The organism is Methanospirillum sp., from assembly GCF_035560735.1.
Lineage (GTDB): Archaea > Halobacteriota > Methanomicrobia > Methanomicrobiales > Methanospirillaceae > Methanospirillum.
Genome location: NZ_DATMYY010000076.1, coordinates 1 through 12,023, shown reverse-complemented (window position 1 = coordinate 12,023; position 12,023 = coordinate 1). Strand labels below are relative to the sequence as shown.

11 protein-coding genes and 1 tRNA gene are annotated in these 12,023 nt (G+C 47.9%); 8 read left to right on the top strand and 4 right to left on the bottom strand.

The genetic code is table 11. The features are described 5' to 3' along the window. The first annotated feature begins 37 nt into the window (after nucleotides 1–37). The 3 genes from VN429_RS02230 to pyrI all read left to right on the top strand — a co-directional run bounded on the left by VN429_RS02230 (nucleotide 38) and on the right by pyrI (nucleotide 4,602). Nucleotides 38–3,178, top strand: coding sequence for a HEAT repeat domain-containing protein (locus tag VN429_RS02230; RefSeq protein ID WP_325629327.1), 3,141 nt, complete (start codon nucleotides 38–40; stop codon nucleotides 3,176–3,178). A 63-nt stretch (nucleotides 3,179–3,241) separates the two neighbouring features. Beyond that, a complete protein-coding gene (pyrB, locus tag VN429_RS02225) occupies nucleotides 3,242–4,138 on the top strand; it encodes an aspartate carbamoyltransferase (protein WP_325629325.1) in 897 nt (298 codons plus the stop codon). Then, a complete protein-coding gene (pyrI, locus tag VN429_RS02220; RefSeq protein WP_325629323.1) occupies nucleotides 4,135–4,602 on the top strand; it encodes an aspartate carbamoyltransferase regulatory subunit in 468 nt (155 codons plus the stop codon). The genes pyrB and pyrI overlap by 4 nt, the downstream gene beginning before the upstream one ends. Here pyrI and VN429_RS02215 read toward each other — a convergent pair. Next, complete coding sequence (locus tag VN429_RS02215) at nucleotides 4,588–5,082, bottom strand: phosphopantetheine adenylyltransferase (RefSeq protein ID WP_325629321.1); 495 nt, start codon at nucleotides 5,080–5,082, stop codon at nucleotides 4,588–4,590. The two genes, pyrI and VN429_RS02215, sit on opposite strands and share 15 nt — an antisense overlap. A 196-nt stretch (nucleotides 5,083–5,278) precedes the next feature. Here VN429_RS02215 and VN429_RS02210 point away from each other — a divergent pair, with 196 nt between their 5' ends. The 4 genes from VN429_RS02210 to VN429_RS02195 are packed head-to-tail and all read left to right on the top strand — an operon-like array spanning nucleotide 5,279 to nucleotide 8,809. Continuing rightward, nucleotides 5,279–5,770: a gamma carbonic anhydrase family protein gene (locus tag VN429_RS02210; RefSeq protein ID WP_325629319.1), complete on the top strand. Its 492-nt coding sequence runs from the start codon at nucleotides 5,279–5,281 to the stop codon at nucleotides 5,768–5,770. Then, nucleotides 5,763–7,055: a CoB--CoM heterodisulfide reductase iron-sulfur subunit A family protein gene (locus VN429_RS02205; RefSeq protein WP_325629329.1), complete on the top strand. Its 1,293-nt coding sequence runs from the start codon at nucleotides 5,763–5,765 to the stop codon at nucleotides 7,053–7,055. Before VN429_RS02210 ends, VN429_RS02205 begins: the two co-directional genes overlap by 8 nt. Then, nucleotides 7,042–8,124: an S-methyl-5-thioribose-1-phosphate isomerase gene (mtnA, locus tag VN429_RS02200; RefSeq protein ID WP_325629317.1), complete on the top strand. Its 1,083-nt coding sequence runs from the start codon at nucleotides 7,042–7,044 to the stop codon at nucleotides 8,122–8,124. The genes VN429_RS02205 and mtnA overlap by 14 nt, the downstream gene beginning before the upstream one ends. Next, nucleotides 8,108–8,809, top strand: a complete 702-nt coding sequence (locus VN429_RS02195; protein WP_325629315.1) for a DUF116 domain-containing protein — start codon at nucleotides 8,108–8,110, stop codon at nucleotides 8,807–8,809. Before mtnA ends, VN429_RS02195 begins: the two co-directional genes overlap by 17 nt. Before the next feature lie 7 nt (nucleotides 8,810–8,816). Here the strand turns inward: VN429_RS02195 and VN429_RS02190 are convergent, their stop codons facing one another. Both VN429_RS02190 and VN429_RS02185 read right to left on the bottom strand, forming a co-directional pair. Continuing rightward, nucleotides 8,817–9,662: a geranylgeranylglycerol-phosphate geranylgeranyltransferase gene (locus tag VN429_RS02190; protein ID WP_325629313.1), complete on the bottom strand. Its 846-nt coding sequence runs from the start codon at nucleotides 9,660–9,662 to the stop codon at nucleotides 8,817–8,819. A gap of 18 nt (nucleotides 9,663–9,680) precedes the next feature. Then, nucleotides 9,681–9,755: transfer RNA gene (locus VN429_RS02185), tRNA-Arg, on the bottom strand. 60 nt (nucleotides 9,756–9,815) lie between these two features. Here VN429_RS02185 and VN429_RS02180 point away from each other — a divergent pair. Next, nucleotides 9,816–10,931 (top strand): tRNA (guanine(10)-N(2))-dimethyltransferase, encoded by a 1,116-nt coding sequence (locus tag VN429_RS02180; protein ID WP_325629311.1) that lies wholly within the window; start codon nucleotides 9,816–9,818, stop codon nucleotides 10,929–10,931. Here the strand turns inward: VN429_RS02180 and VN429_RS02175 are convergent. Next, nucleotides 10,918–12,021: an OBG GTPase family GTP-binding protein gene (locus VN429_RS02175; protein ID WP_325629309.1), complete on the bottom strand. Its 1,104-nt coding sequence runs from the start codon at nucleotides 12,019–12,021 to the stop codon at nucleotides 10,918–10,920. The two genes, VN429_RS02180 and VN429_RS02175, sit on opposite strands and share 14 nt — an antisense overlap. Between the last annotated feature and the right edge of the window lie 2 nt (nucleotides 12,022–12,023).

Sequence of the window (12,023 nt, the reverse complement as noted above, 5' to 3'; positions counted from 1 at the left end):
ATATAACAGATGGTAGTAAAATGGGGGGCATTGAAGTATGATCTCAGTATTCAGACCTGATCCTGAGCGGATGCGACTGAAAGGGGATCTTGACGGACTAATAAAAATTGTCAGAACATCTTCTGATACGCCCCTCAGGGTAGAATCTGCACTTGCTCTTGGGAGGATGCAGACACCGCGTGCAGTACCTGAATTAATCTCCCTCCTCAGTGATCCTGATCCCAGAGTCGTGGATGCAGCATCAGAAGCACTTGAGTTTATCGGAAAACCAGCTGTCCGCCCTCTGATAGAGAGTTACAACAGCGCTGATGAAACGGTAACACGCTGGCTGCATAGAACATTGCTCAGACTTGGTCCGTCGGTTGTTCAGGAGATCCTGGCATGTACTCCAATTCTAAATGAAGCAGGAGAAGAGCGGGCTGCATATACCCTTCTCAGTTATGGCAAACCAGTTCTTCCAATCCTGGTAAGTGCCCTGGGATCTGAAGAGCGTCGAACTGCACGAATGGCAGAAGCTATGATCGAAACAGCCGGGCGCGAAGCTGTCCCATACCTGATCCAGGCTCTTGATAATCAGGATGAGGAAGTCAGGGCGCGTTCAGCCGCACTTCTTATTCTCCTTGGCGATCAGGTTGTTGCTGATCTACTCTCCTCATGCTCACAGGACAGGGATGAAACCCGCGATCTCAAATTCTATATTATTCAGGAGATTGGCAGGCCTGCTCTTGAGCCTCTGTATGATTCACTTAAAGATCCCAACCCGGTCACCTCCTCAATGGCACTAAAGGTCTTCATGGAGATCGGTGATGCAGCTATCGTACCGCTTATCAGAGGATTGTATGATGAAGATCCTGAGATTCGAGCGGTTTCAGAGAACGCCCTGATAAGAATAGGGGAGCCTGTTGTTGATCACCTCATCAGGGAGATACCTCTCCACAAAGAGAATGATAGAGAGCAGATCAGTTCAGTCCTTATAAGAATCGGAGAGCCGGGAATTCCTCACCTTACTCAGGCGCTTTTCAATCCTTCTGCTGATATTGCCAAGACAATATCGGGTATTCTTCCAAGGCTGGGATCGGTTTCAGCTCCCTGGTTACTCCAGGAGGTTGAAGAAAGAGGAGATGAGGCAACCGGTCCGGTAGCACGGGTGTTCAGAGAAATGGGCAGACTGGCTTTTCCAATCCTGGAGGATGCCATTCCAACCCGTGGAGGAAAGACTGCCACATTTGCCATTCGAATGCTGAGGGAGATCGATCCAGTAAGAGCCATCGAACCTCTGATTGAGGCCCTCTCAAACCATGACAACAGGGTCCGCGAAGCAGCAATGGATGAACTGATGCAGATGGGTGACATGGTGACACCCAGGTTCATTCATGTTCTCTCTTCAGGAAATGAGAACGCTGCGATGCTTGCAGATACTGCACTCAGACAGATGGGGTCTGATGCAGCACCAGACCTCGCTGATGCCCTCGGTGATACACTATCGGCGGATCCGGCAAAGATTAGTTCGATTCTTTCTGATATCGGGAGCGATGCTGTGCCCTATCTTATCCCGATGATCGTCCCGGGCAGCCCGGGACAGGCTCATGCATACAGTATTGTAAAAAATCAGGGAGCAAAGGCAGTTCCAGAATTACTTAATGCACTTGGATCAGCAGGACCTGATCTAACCAGGGCAATTAAGGATCTTTTAGCAATATCATTTGAAAAGGAACCCGGTGTTTTCATAGAACAGATGATGAAGCAGGGAAAAGGAGTCAGCCTGGATACAATAAGTGAGATAATCCGGTCTTCTCCAGAGCAGGTTATTCCCCATCTCATCAGTTTGATTAGTACTGGTGATGCTGATCAGGTCCAATTTGCAGGTGATCTCCTCGGTCAGTTTGGAGAGTCTGCGATAAAGCCATTGATAGAAAGCATGAGACACGAAGAAGATGAGGAACAGAAATTGGTTCTTACCTCGTTTCTGGTAAAAATGGGACCCGCCGCTGTTCCTGCTCTTATAGAGGTTTTGAGGGATCCGGACCTCGTAGTCTATGCTGTCGCAGCCCTTGGATCAATTGGAGAGCCAGCAGTTCCCACCCTGATGAATCTGCTTAATGATCAGGATGAGGAGGTTGTCAACTATGCAGGACTATCACTTGCCAGAATTGGAGAACCTGCAATTCCTCCCCTTTTTAATCTCTTTAACGAAGACAAGACGATGGTACCGCTGATAAGCAGTATATTTGCCAACATGGGAGGGGTGGCATTACCACGGCTGCTTGATGAGTTTAAAGCACTTGAGACAACAGGTCAGCAGGGAAGTGAGCGCGGTATCTCACTGATGTCTATGATCCTGGATATCTCAATGAATGATGCTCCACAGATGCACCATCTCTTCAGTCTCAAGGATGCAGAAATGCAAAGGATGCTTACAGGCATTCTGGTGAGCAAAGGAACCACAGTAATAGATCCGATTATCAGTGCTCTTTTAAGCTGGACCAAACCGACACCACACCTGGTTTTACAGACATTTGCAAGTATGAAAGCGCAGGTTATCACAAGGGTACACCAGGTAATGGAACAACTGCCAGATCGGGATCTCAGAAGGATACCCCTCATTCACCTTCTTGGAGATCTTATGGATCCCTCATCAGCCACCATCATCTTCAAAGCACTTCAGGACTCAGACCGCAGAATCAGGATTGCAGCTGTTCATGAACTTGGAAAGTTTGGAAGAGAAGCGCTGGACCCACTTACCAGTGCACTCCAGGATGAAGATCGTGAAGTAAGGGTTGCGGCAATTGAATCGATGGGCAATATTGGTCTTCCCGTTCTTGATCAACTGCTTACTGCTCTCAAAGATGAAGATGGAGATATCAGAGCGGCGGCAATCAATGGAATAGGAAAGATCGGAGAGCCTGCAATGTTCATGCTTATTCAGGCGCTCACTGACACGGATCGAAGAGTGCGCCAGGATGTTGTCCGACTACTTCAGGGATTTGGGTGGCAGCCAAAGTACACCACAGATCGGCTGAGTTACCTCTTTGCACGCGAAGACTGGGATACACTTATCAAGATTGGTCCACCAAGCATGGATATTCTTGCCCGCGGGCTTAAGGATCCGGATCCTGAAGTGAGCAAAGCCTGCCATGAAGCCCTGAAACAGATCAAAAGCAGACTGCCAACTATCTGAACTTGATCAGATTGATGTGAGATCGCACCGTACCGGTTTATGATAACCGGCAGGGCATCTCACATGAAACATTATATTTCAATCAGAGATCTGGATCGTAATCAGATTGATCACCTGATAGACAGGGCAGCCAGAATCGCTGTTTACGGTGCTGATGCACAGCCGCTAAAACGAAAAATTCTCGGGCTCCTCTTTTTTGAACCAAGCACCAGGACGCGGATGTCGTTTGAATCTGCAATGCTGCGCCTTGGAGGATCATGCATGAACCTTGGAGGTGTCGAGGTCAGTTCGATGGCAAAGGGTGAGACACTAGCTGACACAATCAGGGTTGTCAGCGGGTATGCCGATACAATCGTTCTCAGACATCCAAAAGTCGGGGCCGCAAGACTTGCAAGTGAGTTTGCAGATGTTCCGGTCATTAACGGTGGTGACGGGGCCGGTCAGCACCCATCTCAGACACTCATCGATCTGTACACAATTCACCAGTCCATGCCCCTCGACCGGATAAAGATAGGTCTCGTTGGAGATCTGATGTATGGCAGAACTACCCATTCTCTTGCATATGCATTGACCAGGTACAATGCTGAGATCCATGCAATCTCCCCAAAAGGTCTCGGACTACCGGAGTCACTCAAGCATGACCTCAGGGAGGCAGGGTGTGAAGTTATCGAACATGACTCAATCGAAGAGATCATCCGGGACCTTGACGTACTGTATGTAACACGGTTCCAGCGAGAACGATTCCCGGATCCTGCATCATTTTTCGATGTGGCAGCCAGTTATCGGATCACACCATCGCTTCTCCAAGGCGTGAAGGACCACCTGATCTTATTGCATCCCCTTCCCCGAGTTGATGAAATAGATCCGGCAGTTGACTCACTTCCCTATGCACGGTACTTTCAGCAGGCACGAAATGGTGTGCCGGTAAGAATGGCTATGCTCCTGGAGGTGATGCAATGAACAGCGACAAGTACCAGGAAGGGCTGCTGATAAGCGCAATTCAGAACGGAACTGTGATCGATCACATTACCGGTGGCGAAGCCCTGATTGTTCTCCGGATCCTGGGAATCACAGGAAGTACAAATGAATGCGTCAGTGTTGCCACCAACGTGGTGAGCAGCGCTCTTGGCAGAAAAGATGTTGTCAAGATAGAGAACAGGGAGCTCAAGGACGAGGAAGTAGACAGGATTGCTCTTATCGCTCCAAAGGCAACAATCAATATTATCAGAGAAAGAAGGGTTGTTGAGAAGAAGGGTGTAGATATTCCAGACACCCTTATCGGAGTTCTCAAGTGTCCGAACCCGTGTTGTATTACCAACACCCATGAGCCGGTGAGCAGCAGGTTCTCAGTTCAGGGAAAACGACTTATCTGCGATTATTGTGACACAGTTATCGGGTCTGACATATCATCACACATCATCTGATTTAGCGGAAGCCTGGGGCTGATGATCGATCAAATGGCCATGCACATCGATCTCTCCACGCCAGATCCTGGTACTTGATATCCACTTTCCATCTTCTGCGAGCACGCATCTGATTTGATGGATCTCAACACATGGCCGTTTTTTATTCCTGCGTAACTGGTTTATCTCTTTAGCTACAGGAAATGTCTCTTCACTTACAATAAGGGCGTCAAAATCAGAATCGAGGGTTGATCCAAACTTATCATGAAGTTCTTCTATCATCCAGATAGAGGGTACATTCTTCTCTTCAAGAAATGTCAGCAGGTCGGCTTCCCGTTCTTTGTACGGATGAATCGGATGAGATTTGCGATCTGCGAATGCATCGCTGGTCAAACCAATAATTACTTTTCCGTCCGGCCCAGCAATATCAAAGGCACGACTGATAAGAAACCGGTGCCCGTCATGCAGAGGGTCAAAGGTTCCCCCAACCATCACCTTCATGTCTGAACATGGTTATGTTCCCTTACGTTTATGGATATTCATAATATTGTCAAATCTGGTTTCAGACCTGCGGGTTCATTCGTGAACCACGGAACCGGTGGTTGATCCTTTTATGCCTTTTCGCCGATATGTACACAGGAGTGAACGGATATATTCCCGGCCAGGTCTGGTTTGAAGGGAAATTCCGTACCAACGTATGAATATCCATCAGCATATTCCACAGGCTGCATTTGTTGCACCGAATGCTACCGTCATAGGAGAGGTCGCTGCAGGTCCTGATATCGGGATCTGGTATGGAGCGGTGATACGGGCAGATAAAGATCAGATATCAATCGGTGCACGTTCCAATATTCAGGATAATTGTGTTGTACATACATCAACGGGCCATGCAGTTTCTATCGGGGACGATGTTTCAGTAGGACATGGCGCAATTTTACATGGATGCACGGTTAAGGACAGAGTTCTTGTCGGTATGGGAGCAATCGTTCTGAACGGTGCAATTGTAGGTGAGGAGAGCATCATAGGAGCTGGAGCCCTGGTGTCAGAAGGAAAAGAGATCCCACCCAGATCACTAGTACTCGGTGTTCCAGGAAAAGTTGTAAGACAGGTGACTGATGAAGAGGTTAAAGCCACACTACAGAACGCCTCATCTTATGTGAAACTAGCACGGGAGCATGCTGGTGAGTGAGGTTGTTGTCATTGGTGGCGGCATAGCCGGGATTACTGCGGCTCTTGATCTGGCAAATCACAATATCCATGTTCACCTGATCGAGCGTGAGCCAACCATTGGCGGACATATGGCGATGCTGGACAAGACCTTCCCAACCAATGACTGTTCAATGTGTATTCTCAGCCCAAAAATGGTGGATGCGGCACGACATCCAAAGATATCTCTCCACACCTGCACTGAGGTAACGAGTATAGAAGGGGATGTGGGAGATTTTACTGTGCATGTCACCAGGCATCCCAGGTACATAAAAGAGTCTGAATGTACCGGATGTGACGACTGCGTTGCGATATGTCCTGTTGAGGTATACAACAGGTTTGATGCAGGTCTTGGGGTCCGCAAAGCTATCTACAAGGCACACCCGCAGGTTGTTCCAAATATTGTAATCCGTGATGCAGAACACTGTATCAACTGTGGACTCTGTTATAGCATCTGTGGAAAGAAGGCAATCCTCAGAGATAATGAGGATGGAGAAGAACAGGCCTTCATCAAAGCTTCAGCGATTATTGTCTCAACCGGGTATGAAGTATTTGATGCTACAAAGAAACCAGCGTATCATTACCTCAGAATTCCGGATGTTATCAGCAGCATTGAATTCGAGCGGATGATCAACGCAAGTGGGCCAACGAGTGGATCCCTAAAAAGGCTTTCAGACGGTACTAAGCCAAAAAAGATTGTTTTTATTCAGTGTGTGGGTTCCCGTGACTGTACAGTAGGATCTCCTTCCTGCTCGGCAGTATGCTGCATGTATGCCATTAAAAATGCCCTGCTCATAAAAGAAAAATCTCCAGACACCGAGGTGACTGTGCTGTACATGGACATCAGGGCATATGGAAAGGGGTACGAAGAATTTTATGAGCGGGCAGTTCGTGCAGGAGTGAGATTTGTCAGAGGTCTTCCCGGAGATATCTATCAGAATAATGCTCACGTCAGAGTTCATGTTGAGAACACGGAGAATCGGGAGATCGTGAGGATTGATGCAGATCTTGTTGTCCTTTCTGTTGGGATCAGACCCCAGACAGATGCTGCAGAGATTGCTAAACGGTTTAATATCAGTCTGGACGAGACCGGATTCTTTGCCAGTGTTGATCAGAAATCAGAACATATTGCAGCAATAAGACCCGGCATATTCCTCGCAGGAACCTGCCGGGAGCCGATGGATATACCTGACAGTGTTGCAGAAGGTGGGGCTGCAGCAATGCGTGCGGTCATCAAATGCATGAAGGGGGAGCATGCAGCCCTCTGATAGCCCACTGAGACCCGTAACCTTTCACCCGGAGATTCCTGAGATCAGATTCATAGCGCAGACACGACTTCCTGAAGAGTACCGTGTGGATTCGGCAACAAATGTCAGCAACCTTGCTGATGCAATAAAATGTCTTGACATCAGGGGAGCCCCAGCGCTTGGGGTCGCTGGGGCATATGGAGTCGCCCTCGCCACCCTTACCAGCGCAGCATCTGATCCAGAGATCTTTCAGCAGGAAGTATCAGCTGCTGCAGATCTGCTCAAGTCCATCCGCCCTACAGCCGTTAACCTGTTTTATGGGATTAATCGCGTTCTCACCGTTGTAAAACAGGAACAGACAATATCTTCAGCCCGGGATCGGGCAGTCAGTGAAGCTGAAAAAGTAGCTGATGAAGATAGCAGAACCTGCCATGCCATCGGGGAGCATGGACGAAAAGTTCTTCCTCTTTCATGCAGGATTCTCACCCACTGTAATGCAGGAGCATTAGCATGCAGTGAATGGGGCACTGCACTTGGCGTTATCAGGACAGCAGTACAGGCCGGATCATTAGTTCAGGTATATGCCTGCGAGACAAGGCCACTTCTTCAGGGTGCCAGACTGACATCCTGGGAACTTGCACAGGATGGGATTGATGTCACGGTTATCACCGATTCCATGGCTGCATCACTCATGAGAAAAGGGATGATTGATCTCGTAATTGTTGGGGCTGATCGAATCACAGGTGATGCTGTCTTTAACAAGATCGGAACCTACATGCATGCCGTATGTGCACATGCCCATGATATCCCATTCTATGTTGCTGCTCCGTTTTCAACCTTTGATGAGGAGTCTGCTGAAGCAGACATCATCGTCGAGGAGCGAAGTCGTGATGAGATCGCAAGCTTTGGAGGGAGAAGAACGATACCAGATACAGTAAACGTATATAACCCGGCATTTGATGCAACACCAGTATCACTGGTAACGGGAATCATCACAGAACATGGTATATTCACTCTGCCTGATGACCTAACCGAAATCAGAGCGATCAGAAAGAGGAGTTTACAGCAGGATCATGACATCAGTCTTTGATCTCTACCCCCATCTGATTTCGTTAATAGGTGAGATAACCGTCCTCTTTGTTCTTGGTTGTCTGATTTGTGGATTAATCCTGCTTTTCTTGACAATTTACGCAATCCGAACTGGAAATCTTCTCTTCCCGAGATTCATGCGGGCGGGCCTTATATTCCTCGAAGGCATGATGAGAGGCCTCTTTAAACTCGTTGGTGTTGAGGACCAGGAGTTTTTGCGTATCATGGTAACCCTGCAAAACACACTGAACAGAAAGGCATTCATGGTAATCCCAATTCCACAACGTGCCGTTTTTATTCCACAATGTCTCCGCTCCGGAGCGTGTCCTGCTCATCTCCATGAAGAGGGGCTCAACTGCCGTTCGTGCGGATTATGTCAGATCGGCGTTGCAAAACCCCTTCTTGAAAAAATGGGATACAAGTTCTTCATTGTGCCTGGTTCTTCATTTATCAAGAGAATGGTGAAACGGTACAGACCCAAAGCGATCATCGGTATTGGGTGCCTGATAGAGATCAAAGAAGGAACCGAGATGGCAGGACAACTCAACCTTATCTCTATGGGAATTGTTACCACCCGAGATGGCTGCGTTGAGACAGCAGTCAACTGGGATGAAGTATACCAGATCGCTCTGCTCGGTGTCAGCAGAACAGACATACCGCAAGAACTTGAGAAGTATTCCTCTTAAAACTATTTTATCGAAAGAGCACTGCTGATATCAGAAATATCAGCAGTGAGGCAAACATGCCAACTTTGATGAACAATGAACTATGTGACTCTTTTATTTCTTCAGATGTACTGCACCAGAACGCACGAAAAGCTCCATAAAAGATTATAATATCTACGGGAATTATGCCCACCAGGTAATAATTTCCCCACCTAAAATAGAGGAGAAGTGATATGATAACCCCGAATATGGCAGATGCGACAGCCACCAGAACAGTGCTCTTAAGTCCGTATAGGATTGGCAGGGTTCGTGCTCCATGAGCTTTGTCACCCTGCATGTCCTCTGCATCTTTGATAAGTTCCCGGCTCAGGATAACACCAAAACAGGCACCGGCAACCGGGAGGTTTGCAATCACACCTTCCCATCCTTCAAGTGCCCCTCCAAAGAGAAAGATACTAGCCGATAGGTATGAGACTGCAAGATTTCCAAGCAGAGGCATAACCTTGAGATAAGAAGCATAACCCCAGAGCAATACAGAATTTAAAGCAGCAATAATTATGAGTGGCAGAGGGGCATATGCGATACCTATGGCATTACCAATGAGAAAGAGCAGTACCGAATACACGAGCGCTGCCCTCTGGCTGATCTCACCTGATGGAATCGGTCGATCTGGCCGGTTAATCGCATCAATTGCCGCATCATGATAGTCATTAATCACATTTCCTGCCGCGGTTATCAGGAGAACCATGAAAAATATGATCAAAACTGATGGCAACAGCGTGCCGGTAGCAATGACAAAGGCGAGAACGCCAGCAAATCCGGCCATAACAGCGTTGAGCGGCCTAATGATCCTGATAAAAGCAGCAGGTTTCATACAATTCCAAAAGAGGTACGGACGTGGAGGGATTTGAACCCCCGACATTCAGCTTAGGAGGCTGACGCCATATCCTGACTAGGCCACACGTCCTGCCCTATTAGGTGGCATACGGGAAGGTATAAGTCTATCGAACAGCCATTTTTTCAACGAATGGAACTGGAATTGATAGAAGAAGGGAAAACCACCCTGTGGGTTCCCATGCATGATAGTACAGCAACGTTTCCTCCAGGCAGCGCCCCTATCTTCTACAATCCGCGAATGGCACTAAATCGTGATGCTACTGTGCTCGTTGCAGCCTGTACAGAGCCAAGAACATATCTTGATGCAATGGGGGCTAGTGGTATCAGGGGTTGTCGGGTGGGATACGAGACAGGGACCATTGTCACGATAAATGATCGAGACCCTGATGCAACGACCCTCATAAAAAAAAATATCGATCATCTAGCTCTTGATGCTAATGCCACCTGCCGGGATGCCAATGCGCTTATGTCAGAAGAACCGTTCGATTTTGTTGATCTCGATCCTTTCGGGACACCTGCACCATTCATTGATGCCGGTATCAGAAGTTCGGTAAGGATGATCGGCATTACTGCAACAGACACTGCACCTCTCTGTGGAGCACATCTCAAGGCTGGTATCAGGAGATACATGGCACGACCCATGAATACCGATTACCATGCAGAGGTAGGTCTGCGAATTCTCCTTGGATATGCTGCACGGATGACAGCCAGATATGACCGCGGGATAATACCACAGTTCTGTTTTGCCCATGAGCACTTTGTCAGGCTTCATCTCAAACTTGCCCGGGGGACCCAGGCAGCAGATCAAACCCTCGCACAGATGGGATACATTTACCAGTGTACAGGATGCCCGTACCGAACCGAAGGATCCGGTTTTTTCCCGGAACCAAAGGTCTGCCCTCATTGTGGTAAACAATTAAACACAATAGGGCCGCTCTGGACCGGAGCAATTCAGGATACTGATTTTCTATCAGTCATGAATGAGCGCCTGCCTGACAGCGGGATTTCTGCACCTGATGAACTCGGAAAAATCCTGACCTGTTGCATACAAGAGCCTGCGATATCGTTCTCATACGACTATCACAAACTTGCCAAAGCATACAGGGTATCACCAGGTCCTATTGCCGTGGTCCTCGAATCATTGCAAAATATGGGATATTCTGCCTCAAGGGTTCATTACTCAGGGTATTGTATTAAGACCAATGCCCCTCTTGAGACGCTTCGTGACTGTCTTACCGCTCAATGATAATCTGAAGTACATCTTCATCTGCAAGAGTATGGGTAAGCCCGACACGTTGAGCCTCGTGCTTGACTGAATCACCCCATATTCTTGCATACCTGAATTTATCATAGAAATCACGGTGAAGTTTATGGCAGACATCTTCCACTTTTGCCCCGAGTCGCATGATCAGGGGTTCATCCATATCAGCAGGTCCGGCAACCGGTTTAAGATACAAACGCATGAATCCAAGGCTGTCGTAAATCGCATCCTTGAGCTCTTCCATGTGATACCCGACAGCAGCAGAGATCATCACCGGACTCATCTCAAACCTTTCCGTAAGGTCAGTCTCAATCCGCAAGCGTTCTGCTTCGTCAATAAGATCAATCTTGTTGACGACGACGATGGCAGGTACATACACCCTGCTTCCCATCAAAGCATCAATAAGATCATCCTGGGTTGCGTTTCCACGGATGAGAATGTCAGCACTTGCAATCCGGTTTTCGGTAAGAATTGATCTTACTTCCTCGATGTCAAGATCAAGTGTACCAACAGCATTGAGCCTCACACCACCGCGTGAGGTCTTTTTGATAGTGATATCAGGCTCTGGCACATTGATTCTGATCCCTGCATCGTACAATTCACGAATCAGAACATCCACATGTTTCTCGTTGAAGACATCAACGAGGATAACAATCATATCCGCTGTTCTGACAACAGCAATTACTTCTTTCCCACGCCCTTTGCCCATCGCAGCACCGGCAATAAGACCGGGAATATCAAGGAGTTGAATCTTTGCTCCCTTATGTTCGAGGGCTCCCGGTACTACTGTCAGGGTTGTAAATGCATATGCGCCAGTCTCACTTTCAGTACCTGTCAGTTTATTTAATAGGGTAGACTTACCAGTTGACGGGAAACCCACAAGAACGACAGTTGCATCTCCGGATTTTTTGACTGAATATCCCTCGCCGCCGCCACCGGCTTTCATTGCACGGTTGACAGCATCCTCTTTCATCTTGGCAAGTTTTGCCTTCAGGCGCCCGATGTGCTTGGAAGTAGCTTTATTATAGACAGTTTTCTGGATCTCGTCCTCTATTTCTTTTATTTGATCCTCAATTC

Excerpts from the sequence above, each read along its gene's own strand:
- VN429_RS02215 (WP_325629321.1), bottom strand. The coding sequence starts at position 5,082 with ATGAAGGTGATGGTTGGGGGAACCTTTGACCCTCTGCATGACGGGCAC.
- VN429_RS02180 (WP_325629311.1), top strand. The coding sequence starts at position 9,816 with ATGGAACTGGAATTGATAGAAGAAGGGAAAACCACCCTGTGGGTTCCC.
- VN429_RS02190 (WP_325629313.1), bottom strand. The coding sequence starts at position 9,662 with ATGAAACCTGCTGCTTTTATCAGGATCATTAGGCCGCTCAACGCTGTT.
- pyrI (WP_325629323.1), top strand. The coding sequence starts at position 4,135 with ATGAACAGCGACAAGTACCAGGAAGGGCTGCTGATAAGCGCAATTCAG.
- VN429_RS02210 (WP_325629319.1), top strand. The coding sequence starts at position 5,279 with ATGAATATCCATCAGCATATTCCACAGGCTGCATTTGTTGCACCGAAT.
- VN429_RS02230 (WP_325629327.1), top strand. The coding sequence starts at position 38 with ATGATCTCAGTATTCAGACCTGATCCTGAGCGGATGCGACTGAAAGGG.
- mtnA (WP_325629317.1), top strand. The coding sequence starts at position 7,042 with ATGCAGCCCTCTGATAGCCCACTGAGACCCGTAACCTTTCACCCGGAG.
- VN429_RS02195 (WP_325629315.1), top strand. The coding sequence starts at position 8,108 with ATGACATCAGTCTTTGATCTCTACCCCCATCTGATTTCGTTAATAGGT.
- pyrB (WP_325629325.1), top strand. The coding sequence starts at position 3,242 with ATGAAACATTATATTTCAATCAGAGATCTGGATCGTAATCAGATTGAT.